Origin of the sequence: Streptosporangium sp. NPDC000239, from assembly GCF_040300765.1 — a bacterium.
GTDB lineage: Bacteria > Actinomycetota > Actinomycetes > Streptosporangiales > Streptosporangiaceae > Streptosporangium.
The window spans coordinates 333,569-347,295 of the sequence record NZ_JBEPEI010000001.1; the positions used below are offsets into that span (position 1 = coordinate 333,569).

Here is a 13,727-nt window from a genome sequence, read left to right on the forward strand (position 1 = left end):
AATAGGGGGCGCATCGCCTCGTGTCCTTCCGCTCGCACTCGGTGACCGGGCCGTGGGCGCCGTACCGCAGTGGGATCACCGCCGGGCCGGAGACATCACGCGGGACATCACGCCGAGGGAACCGTGCCGCCCGGAACGGCATGCCGTACCCGTTAGACGTATACAGGTGGTTTTTCTGTGCCGACTTGGCCGAAACCCCGGCGCCAGACGCCGGTGAGGGAACAGGGAGCACGCGCGCAGGGCTATGCGGGGGCCCACCGGGACGACGGGAGGGCGCCGTGGCAGCCGCCTTCCCAACCGGTGGCCCCGCCGGTGGACGTGACGGCCGCCGAGGAGTTCCTGACGCTGTTCCACGAGGAGAACCCGGACGCGGGCCCTGTGAAGCCCAGGCTGCGCGAGGTGCGCGCCGAGATCGCCGCGACGGGGACCTACACCCACACGCCGAAGGAACTCGTCTTCGGCGCCCGGGTGGCCTGGCGCAACAGCGACAGGTGTATCGGGCGGTTGTACTGGAAGTCGCTGCGGGTACGCGACCGGCGCCGGGTGAACACGGTCGAGGGGGTCGCCGTCGAGTGCGTCGACCATCTCCGTGAGGCCGTCTCCGACGGCCGGATCCGGCCGATGATCACGATCTTCGCCCAGGACCGGCCGGGGGCGCCAGGGCCGAGGATCTGGAACGAGCAGCTCATCCGTTACGCGGGGTACGCGATGGACGACGGTTCGGTCGTCGGTGATCCGCGCAACGCCGGGTTCACCACGATGGCCCGTAAACTCGGCTGGCCGGGCGGCCGGGGCACGCCCTTCGACGTGCTTCCCCTGGCGGTCTCGATGGGCGACGGGCCGCCTGTGCTGTCCACGATCCCCGGGGACGCGGTGCTCGAGGTGCCGCTGTCCCACCCGGCCTATCCGTGGTTCGAGCGGCTGGGGCTGCGCTGGCACGCCGTACCGGCGATCTCGAACATGTGCCTGGAGATCGGCGGGGTCTGCTACCGGGCCGCGCCGTTCAACGGCTGGTACATGGGGACCGAGATCGGGGCGCGCAACCTCGCGGACCCCGACCGCTACAACCTGGTGCCCCTGGTCGCCGCGCGGCTCGGCCTGGACACCCGTAACGAGCGTTCGCTGTGGCGCGACCACGCGCTGGTCGAGCTGAACGTGGCGGTCCTGTACTCCTTCGACAGGGCGGGGGTCACCATGACCGACCACCACGCCGAGTCCAGGCGCTTCCTGACGCACGTGGCGCGGGAGGAGAGCGCGGGCAGGACCTGCCCGGCCGACTGGAGCTGGATCGTCCCGCCCATCTCGGGGGCCGCGACCCCGGTCTTCCACCGGTACTACGACCAGGAGCGGCTCTCGCCGAACTTCGTCACCCACCCCGACTCCAGGGAGCGGTCGGCGGGCCGGTGGAGCCCGGGGCGGTGACGTCCTTCTCAGCGGTTCCCGGAGACCAGGGAGAGCCAGTGCGGAGGTGAGGCGAAGGGGGCCGTCCTGGCGGTGACGGCCTCCATCAGCGCGGCGGCCGAGGCGCGGGCGCCCTCCACGATCTCCCTGGGGTAGGCGTAGCGGACCTGGTGCTCCTCGAACTCGTCCTCGTCGTCCAGGAGCACCCGGCCGTCCTTGCGCATGCGGATCACGTCGAGGTCGAGGTCGACCATGGTCACCTCGTCGCCGTCCCAGCGCGGCACGGTCGAGACGTCACAGTAGATCTCGGCCTTGTACGGCGCCGCGTTGAAGGTGGCCGTCCACCAGGCGTCACGGGGGAAGAGGATCACGAACGGCTCGTCCCAGACGACGGGCGGCTCCTGCCCCCGCCTGCCGCTGCTGCCGGGCGGGCAGCCGACCCACACGCCGTGTTCGTCCTCGCCGAGGAGCAGGGCCGGGTGGTTCCAGTGCAGCGAGCCGTCGTACTTGCGGTAGACCACGCGGACGATCTCATGAGACATCCCCCGACTTTAAGGGTTGACAGAGATCTATGTATTTCCTACCGTCTAACTAGGTTAAGAGTGTCAGTGCAAAGCCCCGGCTCGCTGACCGGCAACCCTCGCACCGCGGCGGGGTGCCCCCGGGGAGGACCGGGTGGCACGGTCGGCGTGCCGCAAGCGCGGACCCGCACGGGTCACCGAGGCATGCCCTGGGAGTGTCACATGTCCGAGATCACACTCAACTACGCCAGCCCAGTGGACCTGGACACCCACGGCCGCTACCGGCCCGGTGGCAGGCCCGGCCCCCGCTACCCCTTCCAGGGACGGATCACCGACGACGGCACGGGGGAGTTCCCCGCCGAGGCCGGGCGCTACCACCTCTACGTCGCGGCGGTCTGCCCCTACGCGCAGCGTACGGCGATCGTGCGTTCCCTCAAAGGGCTGCAGGACGTCGTCTCGCTGTCCTACGTGGACGACGAGCGGGACGGCAGGGGGTGGGCGTTCCGCGAGCGGCGCGGCGCCGACCCGGTCAACGGCTTCGCGACCCTCAGGCAGGCCTACGAGGCGACCGAACCCGGATTCGACGGACACGTCTCCGTGCCGGTGCTGTGGGACCGGCACGGGGGGCGCATCGTCAGCAACAACTTCCCGGACATCACCATCGACCTGGGCACACGCTTCGGCGGCGATCCCGAGGCCGACCTCTACCCCGAGGAACTGCGGCCCGAGATCGACGCGCTCAACGCGCGCGTCTACGAGTACGCCAACACCGCCGCGGGCCGGGTCTCCGCCGCCACGACCGAACCGGAGTACCACCGGGCGAGGAAGGCCGTGATCGGCTTCCTCGACGAACTCGACGCCAGGCTCGCCGGCCGCAGGTTCCTGTTCGGCTCCGCGATCACCGAGTCCGACGTACGGCTCTGGCCCACCCTGGTCAGGTTCGACGTGAGCGACAACCCGTCGGCCAGGATCAGCGAGCGCCCGCTGACCGCCTTCCCCAACCTGTGGGACTACGCCAGGGACCTCTACCAGCACCCCGCCTTCCGCGAGAACACCGACCTCACCGTGCTCGCCTCCCCCATGGGGGAGACCGACCCGTGGCGGGTGCCGGTCGAGCCCGCCACCCCCGACTGGGACCTGCCCCATCGAAGAGCAGCGCTGTGACGGACCGTACGAGAGGGGAGTGGTCGGCGTGAGCGCCTCCATCGCGATCGTCGGCGCCGGGCCGACCGGCACCTGCCTGGTCGAGCGGATCTGCGCCAACGCCGCCGAACTGCTCAGCTGGCCGTCGCTCGACGTCCACGTGATCGACCCCTACCCGCCGGGCGGCGGCAGGGTCTGGCGCGAGCGGCAACCCGACCTGCTCTGGATGAACTCCGCCGCCGCCGACGTGACGCTCTTCACCGACGAGTCCGTCCGGTGCGTCGGCCCGATCCGCCCCGGCCCCTCGCTGGCCGAGTGGCTCGGCTGCGACCCCGGACGCTTCGTCCCCCGGCCCGTGCAGAACGCCTACCTCACCCACGCCTTCCGGCGAGCCGTGGACACCGCCCCCCGCGGTGTCCGGGTGCACGTGCACCGGACCCGGGCACTCGACCTGACCGACGTCCCGGGAGGCCAGGCCGTACGGCTTGAGGACGGGACGACCCTTGAGGTGGGCGCCGTGATCCTCGCGCAGGGACACGGCGACGTCACCCCGGCGGCGGAGGAACGCGGGCTGACGGCCCTGGCAAGGGAGAGCGGCCTGCGCTACCTGCCGACCGGCTACACCGCGGACCTCGACCTCGGCCTGGACCGGCTGCCCGCCGGTGAACCGGTGATCGTGCGCGGCCTGGGACTGGCCTTCGTCGACCTGATGGTGCTGCTCACCTCGGGAAGGGGCGGCCGGTTCGTCAGGGAACACGACGGGGAGCTCGTCTACCTGCCCAGCGGGCGGGAACCGCTGCTGCACGTGGGGTCACGGCGCGGTGTGCCGTACCACGCCAAGACCGCCTACCGCTTCCAGGGGCTCCGGCCGCCCGCGCCGCGCTTCCTGACGGCGGGGGCGCTGGGGGAGGGGCCGTGGAACTTCCGGCGGGACGTGTGGCCCCTGGCCGCCAAGGAACTCGCCTTCGCCTACTACCACGAACTCCTCAACAGCCATCCGAAACGGGTCAGGACCGGTTGGCCGGAGTTCGCCGAACGGTTCGCCGCAGAGGAATGGCGCAGCCCCGGGATGCGGCTGCTGATCCGCAAGGCCGTACCCCGGCACGCCGACCGGCTCGACCTGGACCGGCTCGACCGGCCGCTGGAGCGGATCCGCTTCGGCGACCAGGCGGGACTGCGGCGGTGGATGGACGGCTACATGGCCGCCGACCTGCAACGACGCTCCGACTCCGCGTACAGTGCCGACCACGCCCTGATCCTCGGATTACTGTCCGTCAACGGTGTCCTCGCCGAACGGGGAATCTCCGACCGGTGGTTCGAGGGCTTCTTCAGCTACGTCGCCAGCGGTCCGCCCGGCCCCCGGCTTGAGGAGCTCAAGGCCCTGGCCAGGGCGGGCGTGGTCACCTTCCTCGGCGCCGACGTCAGGGTCGAGCACCGCGGCGGGCGATGGGTCGCGCAGAGCCCCACCCTGCCCGGCGCCGTCACCGCCAGGTCCCTCGTCGAGGCCAGGCTGCCCGCACCCAGCGTGAGCCGCTCGACCGACCCGCTGATCTCCGCGCTGCGCGACCGCGGCGAGATCGACGAGTCGTCGGGCCTGCTGAGGGTACGGCCCGCCGACCGCCGCCTGCTCGACCGCCTCGACACCCCGCACCCCCGCAGGTTCGCCTTCGGCCCCTGGGTCGTCGGCGGACGGGTCACCGGCGGCTTCGCCAGACCCGGCCTCGACGCCCCGCTCTTCCGCCACGCCGACGCCCTGGCCCGGATCGTGCTGTCCGAGGCCGTCACCACCGAGATCAGACATGTCGCCTGAGGCGGCGCACGACTCCCCGAGGAGAAGGTAAGTGAAAGCGCAACGGGGCGTCCTGGCTCTGGCCGGGGTGCTGACGCTCGCCGCGTGCGGAACCGAGACCGGGGCCGCGAACCCGGCCTCAGGCGGCGGCACCGAGGGGGACTCGCTGGTGTGGGCGATCGAGACGCAGCCCATCACGTTCAACCCCCAGCAGTGGGGCCAGAACAAGGCCAGGCTGCTGGTGCACAACCAGTTCGACGCGCTCGTCGCCAGGGGCAGGGACGGTGAGTTCCTGCCGTGGCTGGCCACCTCGTGGGAGGTCTCCAAGGACGGCCTCACCTACACCTTCAAGCTCAGAAGGGACGTGACCTTCCACGACGGGGAGAAGTTCGACGCGGCCTCGGTCAAGGCCAACCTCGACCAGCTCGTCGCGCCCGGGTACAACCCCGCCGTCGCCGGCATCCAGCTGCGTGAGTACTCCTCGGCCGAGGTGACGGACCCCTACACGCTGAAGATCACACTCAAGGCGCCCGACGCCCTGTTCCTGGACTTCCTGGCCTCGCCGTACGCCGGACAGGTCTCCCCGAAGTCGCTGAGGAACGCCAAGGACCTCAAGGCGGGCGGTCCCGACCTCGTCGGCACGGGACCGTTCATCCTCGACCGGTTCACCCCCGGCCAGGAGGCCCACTACCGGCGCAACCCCGCCTACAACTGGGCGCCGCCCAACGCCGCGCACCAGGGACCCGCCTACCTGGCGGAGATCACCTACCGGTTCCTGCCGGAGGCGGCGGTCCGGGTCGGCGCGCTCACCTCGGGACAGGTCCAGGTGATCGAGGGAGTGCCCGCCACCGAACTCGGCCTGCTCAAGGCCGACCCCGGTGTGAGGGTGGAGACCAGCCTCAACTCGGGCAGCGCGTTCTCCTACTACTTCAACGTCTCGCACCCGCCCTTCGACGACAAACGGGTGCGAGAGGCCTTCAGGGACGCCGTGGACGTGGACACCGTGCTCAACTCGGTCTACCAGGGCACGGCCAGGCGAGCCTGGAGCATCGTCGGCCAGGGCAGCCCGCAGTTCTACGACGCCTCCCTGGAGAACACCTACGGCAACGACACGCGACGGGCCAACGAACTGCTCGACGAGGCGGGCTGGACCGAACGCGACGCCGAGGGCTTCCGGGTCAAGGACGGCAAGCGGCTGACCGTCCGATCCGTCGAGTCGGCCCCCTACGTCAGGGACCGCCGCGACGTCCTCGCGCAGGCCGTACAGGCCGCGGTCAAACAGAGCGCGGGCATCGACTTCCAGCCCAAGGTGGTCGACCAGGGCACCCAGCAGAAGGCCCTGGAGGACGACCAGTACGAACTGTTCCAGAACTCGCGCGGCGACACCGACGCGGGGGCCGCGCTCAACCTGATCCTGCCGAAGGGCGCCGCGATCAACCGCACCCACTTCGAGAACGCGGACCTGGACAAGCTGCTCGCCGAGGCCTCGACCACCTCCGACCAGGCCAGACGCAAGGAGCTCTACGCGAGGGCACAGCGGACCGTCGTCGCGGAGGAGGCGCTGCTGCTGCCGCTCTACGTCCCGGCGGACCAGGTCGCCTACGGCGCCGGGGTCACCGGGATCACCTTCGAGCCGGTCTCCGGCACCCCCAACAGTGCTTACGACGTCCGGACAGGCACGTGAGCACCCTCACACTCACCCGGCGGCGGGGGCTGGCCGCCGCCGGGTGGACCGGCCCGGTGGTCAGGCGGCTCGGAGCAGGACTCGTCGTGCTCTGGGTCGCCGCCACCGCGGCCTACGCCGCGCTGTTGCTCGTCCCCGGCGACACCGTGGACGTCCTCATCGCCGACGGCCTCGACACCCCGCAGCGGCGGGCCGCGATCGTCGCCGAATGGGGGCTCGACCGCCCCGTCCCGCAGCAGTACGCCGACTACCTGCTGCGGCTGCTGCACGGAGACCTCGGCCGCTCCTACGTCCTGCAGCGCGACGTCGCCGAGATCCTGTCCTCGCAGGTCTGGCCGACCGTCAGGCTCGCGCTCACCGCGGCGGCCTTCGGCGTCGCGATCGCCCTGGTACTCGCGCTGACCACCGCGGGGCGCCGCTCCTGGGCCGGCGGGCTCGCCGGACTCTCCGAGCTGACCGCCGCCTCGGTCCCGCCGTTCCTGGCCGGTCTCCTGCTCCTGGCCGTCTTCTCCTTCACCCTCGGCTGGTTCCCCGTCTCCGGCGACCGCGGCTTCGCCTCCCTCGTGCTGCCCGCCCTGGCCCTCGGCCTGCAGATCGCCGGAACACTCGGCCAGGTGCTGCGCGAAGGCCTGGAACGGGCGCTTGAGGAACCGTTCGCGGTGACCGCCCGCTCGCGCGGCATCACCGAGTGGCGACTCGTCGCCAGGCACGCCCTGCGGCACGCGCTGCTGCCCGCCGTGACCCTCACCGGCTGGTTCGTCGGCGTCCTGCTCGGTGGGGCGATCGTCGTCGAGGCCGTCTTCGGCAGGCCCGGCCTGGGCCAGATCACCCTCGTCGCGGTCACCGGCAAGGACATGCCGGTGGTCATGGCGGTCATCATGCTGGCCGCCGCGGTCTACGTGACGGTCAGCACCCTCGTGGACCTCGCCTACCTCGTGATCGACCCCCGGTTGAGGAAGGGCCGATGACCGTCTCCGACAGGGAACAGGCCACGGCGCCGCCGCCGACCGGCGACGGGCCGGCTCCCGCCGTCGTCCCACGCCGGTACGGCGTGCGCCCCGGACAGGCGGTCTCACTGCTCATCCTCGCCGTCGTCGCGGTCGCCGCCCTGGCCCCGGGCCTGCTGAGCGACGCCGACCCGCTGGCCGCCGACCCACTGCACGCGCTCGCCCCGCCGAGCGCGCCGCACTGGTTCGGCACCGACCACCTCGGCCGCGACGTGTTCTCCCGGGTCGTCCACGGCGCGGGGTACTCGCTCGGCATCGGCGCCGCGGCCATCCTGTTCGCCACCGTCCTGGGCACCGTCCTCGGCGCGCTGGCCGGGCTGTCCCCCCGCTACGTCGACGAGCCGCTCAGCCGGCTGTTCGACGTGCTGGCCAGCTTCCCCGAACTGCTGCTCGCCATGCTCGTCATCAGCGTCACCGGCCCCGGCGCGGGCAACGTGATCATCGCGATCGGACTGGTCCAGCTGCCCAACTACGCCCGCGTCATCAGAGGGCAGACCTTCGTCGTACGCCGCTCCGGCTACGTGGAACAGGCCGTCACCCTCGGACTGCGCCGGCCGGTCCTGGTCGCACGGCACGTGCTGCCCAACATCCTGGGGCCGCTGCCGGTACTCGCCACCATCGGCATGGGCACCGCCATCATCGCCACCTCGGGACTCAGCTTCCTCGGCATGGGCCCCCAGCCACCCGACCCCGAATGGGGCTCGATGCTGGCCGAGGCACGCAACTACCTGCGTGTGGCCTGGTGGACCGTGCTCTTCCCCGGCCTGTCCGTCACGCTGACCGTCGTCAGCCTGACCGTGGTCGGACGACGCCTCCAACGCCGTTTCGAGGGGAGACTCCCGTGAACCTCATCGAGATCGAGGACCTGCGTGTGACCTTCCCCAGGGCGGGGGTCGAGGCCGTCAGGGGAGTGAACCTGTCGATCGCCGAAGGCGAGTGCGTGGCGATCGTGGGGGAGTCCGGATCGGGCAAGAGCGTGACCGCCAGGACCCTGGTCGGGCTGACCGGACAGGGCGCGACCGTGACGGCGGGAAGGTTCGACGTCAGGGGAAGGGACGCCCGCCGGTTCGGGCCACGTGACTGGCGCAGGCTGCGCGGGCGCTTCGCCGGGCTCGTACTCCAGGACGCCCTCGTCTCCCTCGACCCGCTGCGCACCGTCGGCGCCGAGATCGCCGAGGTGCTCGCCGCCCACGACGTCGTGCCCCGGGCGGGCCGTAGGGAAAGGGTGCTCGAACTGCTCGACGCGGTCGGCGTCCCGGAACCTGGGCTGCGGGCCGGGCAGTACCCCCACCAGCTGTCCGGCGGGCTGCGCCAGCGAGCGCTGATCGCCTCGGCCATCGCGGCGGGCCCGCCGCTGCTCATCGCGGACGAGCCGACCACCGCCCTCGACGTCACCGTACAGGCCCAGATCCTGCGCCTGCTGGCCGCGCGCAGGGCCGAGGGCACCGCGCTGCTGATGATCAGCCACGACCTGGCAGTCGTCTCCTCCATCGCCGACCGGGTGCTCGTCATGAAGGACGGCGTGGTCGTCGAGGAGGGACCGACCGGCCGGGTGCTCTCCGCCCCGGAGCGGGACTACACCAGACTGCTGCTGGCCGCCGTACCGTCCGCCGCCTCAAGGGGAACCCGCCTGTCGGCCATCGCCACCGGCGGCGTCCCGCTGCGCACCCCGCTGCCGGAACGGAAGGTCGACCACGGCTCACCGGTCGTCGAGGTCAGAGGCCTGTCGGCCGAGTACGGCTCCCGCCGGGTGGTCGACGACGTCTCCTTCGAGGTCCACGCGGGAGAGACCGTCGGTGTCGTGGGGGAGTCGGGGTCGGGCAAGACGACCGTCGCCCGGCTCGTGATGGGCCTGATGAGGCCCGTCGCCGGGCGGGTACGGCTGGACGGCTCCCCCTGGTCGGAGCTGTCCGAACGGGAACGCCGCCCCCGCCGCTCCGTCATCCAGGTGATCTCGCAGAACCCGCTGGACTCCTTCGACCCCCGATACACCGTCGGCCGCCTCGTCGCCGAGCCTCTCGGCGGGCCGGGACGGGAACGCGCCGCCGGGGTCGCCGAACTGCTCGAACGGGTCGGGCTGCCCGCGGACATCGCGGGACGTCACCCTCGGGCGCTGTCCGGCGGCCAGCGGCAGCGGGTCGCCATCGCCAGAGCCCTGGCCCCCCGGCCACGGGTGCTCGTCTGCGACGAACCGGTCTCCGCGCTGGACGTCTCCGTACAGGCCCAGGTGCTCGACCTGCTCGGCGAGATCCAGGCGGCCGACGGGACCGCCCTGATCTTCATCTCGCACGACCTGGGGGTCGTCCACCACATCAGCGACCGGGTCGTGGTCATGCGCGAGGGACGGGTCGTCGAGGACGGGCACGTGGACGAGGTGTTCTTCCTGCCCAGGCACGACTACACGAGGGAACTGCTCGGCGCGGTGCCCAAACTCGCGCCCACCTCCTGAGACGTTTCGGCGCTGTCGCGTTCTCGGAGCGCCACGTTGTCCTCCGCCGGTCCACCGGCGGCCGTCTCGCTTCCTGGTCGCTGTCGTGTTCCCGGGTGGCCGTCTTGCTTATGTTCTCGGAGGCGGCCGTGTCGTCTTTTGATGTCCGCGGGGTTTTGGGACGCTTCGAGAGCGCCGTTCCGGTTCCCGGACCGGTCGTCCTCAGGCCAGGCGGCGGGCACCCGCCGACGGGACCGCCGGGTGGATCCCGGGGGCGGCCCAGCCGCGCTCGGCGTAGGCGGCGCTCACCGACTCCCGTACGGCCTCCACCCGCTCGTCGGGGACCAGTGCGATGACCGAGCCGCCGAAGCCGCCACCGGTCATCCTGGCACCTCTGGCCCCGCCCCTGACCGACGCCTCGACGGCCACGTCCAGCTCCGGGCACGAGACCTGGAACTGGTCGCGCAACGACAGGTGGGAGGCGTTCAGCAGCGCGCCGATCTCCCGCACCGCCCCGGCCCTCAGCAACCCGATCAGCGCCTCGACCCGGTGATTCTCCGTCACGACGTGCTGGACCCGCCTGCGTTCGTCGCCGTCGAGCCTGCCGAGCGCGCCCGCCAGATCCGTGACGTCGCGCAGGGAGGCCACCCCGAGGCGCTTGGCGGCGTTCTCACACTCCTGGCGACGGCGGGCGTACTGGCCGTCGGCCAGCGCGTGACGCACTCCGGTGTTGACGATCAGCAGCCGCAGGCCGTGCCCGGCAGGGTCGAAGGGGACGTTCCTGGTGGCCAGGCTCCGGCAGTCCATGAACAGCGCCCGGCCCTCCTGCGCGAGCGCGGAGGCGGCCTGGTCCATGATCCCGCACGGCATGCCGACGAAGTCGTTCTCCGCCCGCCGCGCGGCCAGCGCCACCCGCATCCCCTCCAGGCCGAGGCCGTACAGGTCGTTGAGGGCCACGCAGACGGCCACCTCCAGCGCCGCGCTCGACGAGAGCCCCGCGCCCTGTGGCACGTCCCCGTCGACGACCAGGTCCGCCCCCCGCACCGGATGCCCGGCCTCGCGCAGCGCCCAGAACACTCCCGCGACGTAACGCGCCCACCCCTCGGCCTCGTCCGGACTCCCGAGGGTCACGACCCCGTCGGCCTGCAGCGAGCGGAGCCTGATGAGGTCGTCCCGTCTGGGGGAGACCGCCGCGGTGACCCCCCACGGGACGGCGAACGGCAGTACGAACCCGTCGTTGTAGTCGGTGTGCTCACCGATGAGGTTCACCCGCCCCGGGGCGTGCCACACCCCCTCGGGCTCCGCCTGGAAGGTCTCACGAAAAGCCTCAACAACGCGCATGATCGAACATCCTCCAACAAGGTCCCCCCGTAGGGTAGCGACTCCACCGAAACCCGGCGTCGCCGTTCAAGGTCACATCTTGGCCCCGTCCCGCTCGGCCGATGTGCGAACGGCGCCGACCTTTGGTTGAATGCGGCAGTACGGCGTGCGCGAGGGGCGGTAGCTCAGCCGGTTAGAGCAGGGGACTCATAATCCCTGGGTCGCGGGTTCGAGTCCCGCCCGCCCTACCCTCATGAACTCCTCGGAATAGCCCCTCTGAACTGGCAATATGCAGATGGTCCGGCACCGAACGGCGCCGGACCATCGCCGGTCCACCCTTGAAATGATCTCCTGCCGGACCATCCGAGTTGATCATGAAGCCTCTGGAGTCCAATCCGGCCCGCCGGTGGCGTACAGTTCACCTCCCGGCCGCCCTGGTACCCACCTGCCAACGGCGGCCGGGTTGCGCTCCGAACGCATGCATGCCCCAGGCCGGAGCCGGGGCCTGCGCTGAAGAACTACGAATGCATCAGGAGCGCGAGCGGGTCTTCGCGACCGTAGATGGCCGCGAAGACCACCACCAGGATGGTGATGATGATGACCCGTACCTGCCGCCCCCAGCTCTCGGGGACGGACACGCTGATGGAGAAGTTCTTGCTGTCGGACACAGGGGCTTCCTCGCTGTCGTGGGACGCGGACGGTTGCCGGACCTGGGGACCGCTCAGCGGAAGAGCGCTACACTGGACAGCGTTGACATGCCAGAACAGCACTTGGACCCAGGTCCGGTTGTTCTACGAGGGCCCGACTCCTTTGCTGAGGAGTCGGGCTTTCTGGTTGTTGAGGGCAACAATACAGCCTCTCCGGAGATATGGTGCATCTAGTCATTCATCATGACTCGGACCTGCGGAAATGTTCTATTTTCATTTCTGAAACAGTTTCATCGCCAACGCGAATCCTCTGGATCTGCTTGGCCAGCTTTAATTGGCTGTAGTTTCCTGTAGTTTCCTGTAGTTTCCTGTAGTTTCGGTGGAGCCCGGTGGAGTTGGGTGGAAGTCGGCGAGCTTGGCGAGCGGGCGAAGTGGCAGTTACTGAGATTGAACTCGTGGTGTCGTAGGTTCTGACGTGCCTTGATTACCGGGTACATCGGCATCATGAGGTACGCGCAAGGCGGAGGACTGTCCGCCGACGGAGGGCGTCCCGCGAACGACTACGGCTTCAGGCAGCCGAGAGGTTCGCGCGGGATGAACCCAGCATGACCATCGCCCGGGACCTGCGGATCAGCGTCCGCTCCGTTCAGCGATGGAAAGGGACTGGCAAACCGGAGGGACCGGAGCGTTGCGCTCGCACGGGCTGACCTCCCTGCCTCGGCTCGGTGAGCGGCAACTCGCCGTCTTGGAGCAGGAACTGGTCAAAGGGCCCGTCTGGCACGGCTGGCCGGACCAGCGCTGAACCCTGACACGCATCAAGACCGTGATCAGCCAGCGTTTCCGTCTGACCTACCCCCTCCAAGGCATGCGCAAGCTGCTGATCCGTAACGGCTACTCCTGCCGGGTGCCGGCCCGCCGCGCCTTGGAGGGCGATGAGGTGGCGGTGACCGGGTGGGTGAAGGAGATCTGGCCGGACGTGGAAGATCCGCGGCAGCGCTCGGCGCCTCGAACGTCTTCGAAGACGAGACCGGCCTGTCGATGACGCCGCCCATCGTGCGTACCTGGAGTCCGCGCGGTCAGACCACGGTCATCACCGTGCGCAGCCGTTCCCGCCGCCGGATCTCGATCGCGGCGCTGGCCTGCTACAAACCCGGGCAGTGCTCCCGGCTGATCTACCGGCCTCGGCTGGACACCCGCCCTGACGGGCGCAAATCCTTCGCCTGGAGCGACTACCGCGACCTGCTGATCGCCGCCCACCGGCAACTCGGCGGCCTGATCGTGCTCGTCTGGGACAACCTCAACACCCGCCTGATCGCCGGGATGCGTGCCTTCATCGCTGATCAGGACTGGCTGACCGTCGTCCAACTGCCCACCTACGCCCTCGATCTGAATCCGGTCGAGGGCATCTGGTCACTGCTGCGGCGCTGCTTCCTGGCCAATATCGCCTTCACCAGCCCAGAGCACCTCATCCGCACTGTCCGGCAAGGACTGCGCACCATCCAATACCGCAGCGACCTCATCGACGGCTGCCTCGCGGAAACCGGCCTGTCCCTCACATCGGCATAGCCGCACACGACATCACGAGTTCAACCTCAATAACGCTTCCATCACGGCCTCAGCCTTGGGGCTACCAGTGCGCCTATATGTGGGCCCATCCACGTTGTCCACAGCTGCCCCTCAAAATCGTGCAACGATTTTCGTCGGCGACTCGCGGAAGCATGACCGAAATCACGCCAGGAGCTTATCTACGTTAGAGGGCGAACCACCGGCCCGCGATCATTCCGTGA

The 13,727-nt window shown here is 70.2% G+C and carries 14 protein-coding genes, 1 tRNA gene and 1 riboswitch; of the genes, 12 read left to right on the forward strand and 3 right to left on the reverse strand.

The genetic code is table 11. The annotated features are described in order from the left end of the window. The first annotated feature begins 312 nt into the window (after nucleotides 1-312). Nucleotides 313-1,422 (forward strand): nitric oxide synthase oxygenase, encoded by a 1,110-nt coding sequence (locus ABT340_RS01455; RefSeq protein ID WP_352008662.1) that lies wholly within the window; start codon nucleotides 313-315, stop codon nucleotides 1,420-1,422. An 8-nt stretch (nucleotides 1,423-1,430) separates the two neighbouring features. On the opposite strand, the gene ABT340_RS01460 is transcribed toward ABT340_RS01455, so the two are convergent. Beyond that, entirely contained in the window at nucleotides 1,431-1,943 is a 513-nt protein-coding gene (locus ABT340_RS01460) for a DUF402 domain-containing protein (protein ID WP_352008663.1), read from the reverse strand. Between the two features lie 52 nt (nucleotides 1,944-1,995). Next, nucleotides 1,996-2,108: riboswitch (SAM riboswitch) on the forward strand. Nucleotides 2,109-2,144: 36 nt separating this feature from the next. On the opposite strand from ABT340_RS01460, the gene ABT340_RS01465 reads away from it, so the two are divergent. From ABT340_RS01465 to ABT340_RS01490, 6 genes are read left to right on the forward strand one after another with little or no spacing between them, the layout of a single operon-like run. Then, nucleotides 2,145-3,086, forward strand: a complete 942-nt coding sequence (locus tag ABT340_RS01465; RefSeq protein ID WP_352008664.1) for a glutathione S-transferase C-terminal domain-containing protein — start codon at nucleotides 2,145-2,147, stop codon at nucleotides 3,084-3,086. A 28-nt stretch (nucleotides 3,087-3,114) separates the two neighbouring features. Further along, on the forward strand, nucleotides 3,115-4,875 hold the full coding sequence (locus tag ABT340_RS01470; protein WP_352008665.1) for an FAD/NAD(P)-binding protein: 1,761 nt from the start codon (nucleotides 3,115-3,117) through the stop codon (nucleotides 4,873-4,875). 31 nt (nucleotides 4,876-4,906) lie between these two features. After that, on the forward strand, nucleotides 4,907-6,538 hold the full coding sequence (locus tag ABT340_RS01475; protein WP_352008666.1) for an ABC transporter substrate-binding protein: 1,632 nt from the start codon (nucleotides 4,907-4,909) through the stop codon (nucleotides 6,536-6,538). Further along, complete coding sequence (locus ABT340_RS01480) at nucleotides 6,535-7,506, forward strand: ABC transporter permease (protein ID WP_352008667.1); 972 nt, start codon at nucleotides 6,535-6,537, stop codon at nucleotides 7,504-7,506. Before ABT340_RS01475 ends, ABT340_RS01480 begins: the two co-directional genes overlap by 4 nt. Next, a complete protein-coding gene (locus ABT340_RS01485) occupies nucleotides 7,503-8,390 on the forward strand; it encodes an ABC transporter permease (RefSeq protein WP_352008668.1) in 888 nt (295 codons plus the stop codon). Before ABT340_RS01480 ends, ABT340_RS01485 begins: the two co-directional genes overlap by 4 nt. Next, the gene (locus tag ABT340_RS01490) at nucleotides 8,387-9,994 is read left to right on the forward strand and encodes a dipeptide ABC transporter ATP-binding protein (protein ID WP_352008669.1); all 1,608 of its coding nucleotides are present in this window, start codon (nucleotides 8,387-8,389) and stop codon (nucleotides 9,992-9,994) included. Before ABT340_RS01485 ends, ABT340_RS01490 begins: the two co-directional genes overlap by 4 nt. 201 nt (nucleotides 9,995-10,195) lie before the next feature. Here ABT340_RS01490 and galK read toward each other — a convergent pair whose 3' ends face one another. After that, nucleotides 10,196-11,314 (reverse strand): galactokinase, encoded by a 1,119-nt coding sequence (gene galK, locus ABT340_RS01495; RefSeq protein ID WP_352008670.1) that lies wholly within the window; start codon nucleotides 11,312-11,314, stop codon nucleotides 10,196-10,198. A 153-nt stretch (nucleotides 11,315-11,467) separates the two neighbouring features. Here galK and ABT340_RS01500 point away from each other — a divergent pair. Beyond that, nucleotides 11,468-11,541, forward strand: a tRNA-Ile gene (locus ABT340_RS01500). 270 nt (nucleotides 11,542-11,811) lie between these two features. Here ABT340_RS01500 and ABT340_RS01505 read toward each other — a convergent pair. Next, nucleotides 11,812-11,961, reverse strand: a complete 150-nt coding sequence (locus ABT340_RS01505; protein ID WP_352008671.1) for a hypothetical protein — start codon at nucleotides 11,959-11,961, stop codon at nucleotides 11,812-11,814. A gap of 449 nt (nucleotides 11,962-12,410) precedes the next feature. Here ABT340_RS01505 and ABT340_RS01510 point away from each other — a divergent pair, with 449 nt between their 5' ends. From ABT340_RS01510 to ABT340_RS01525, 4 genes are read left to right on the forward strand one after another with little or no spacing between them, the layout of a single operon-like run. Beyond that, nucleotides 12,411-12,647: a helix-turn-helix domain-containing protein gene (locus tag ABT340_RS01510; RefSeq protein WP_352009443.1), complete on the forward strand. Its 237-nt coding sequence runs from the start codon at nucleotides 12,411-12,413 to the stop codon at nucleotides 12,645-12,647. Beyond that, complete coding sequence (locus tag ABT340_RS01515; RefSeq protein WP_352008672.1) at nucleotides 12,593-12,742, forward strand: hypothetical protein; 150 nt, start codon at nucleotides 12,593-12,595, stop codon at nucleotides 12,740-12,742. The genes ABT340_RS01510 and ABT340_RS01515 overlap by 55 nt, the downstream gene beginning before the upstream one ends. Before the next feature lie 21 nt (nucleotides 12,743-12,763). Continuing rightward, entirely contained in the window at nucleotides 12,764-12,982 is a 219-nt protein-coding gene (locus ABT340_RS01520; protein ID WP_352008673.1) for a helix-turn-helix domain-containing protein, read from the forward strand. Continuing rightward, complete coding sequence (locus ABT340_RS01525) at nucleotides 12,892-13,506, forward strand: transposase (protein ID WP_352008674.1); 615 nt, start codon at nucleotides 12,892-12,894, stop codon at nucleotides 13,504-13,506. The genes ABT340_RS01520 and ABT340_RS01525 overlap by 91 nt, the downstream gene beginning before the upstream one ends. The last annotated feature ends 221 nt before the right edge of the window (nucleotides 13,507-13,727 follow it).

Coding starts and splice junctions, on each gene's coding strand:
- ABT340_RS01465 (WP_352008664.1), top strand. CDS start 2,145: ATGTCCGAGATCACACTCAACTACGCCAGCCCAGTGGACCTGGACACC.
- ABT340_RS01515 (WP_352008672.1), top strand. CDS start 12,593: ATGGAAAGGGACTGGCAAACCGGAGGGACCGGAGCGTTGCGCTCGCAC.
- galK (WP_352008670.1), bottom strand. CDS start 11,314: ATGCGCGTTGTTGAGGCTTTTCGTGAGACCTTCCAGGCGGAGCCCGAG.
- ABT340_RS01485 (WP_352008668.1), top strand. CDS start 7,503: ATGACCGTCTCCGACAGGGAACAGGCCACGGCGCCGCCGCCGACCGGC.
- ABT340_RS01460 (WP_352008663.1), bottom strand. CDS start 1,943: ATGTCTCATGAGATCGTCCGCGTGGTCTACCGCAAGTACGACGGCTCG.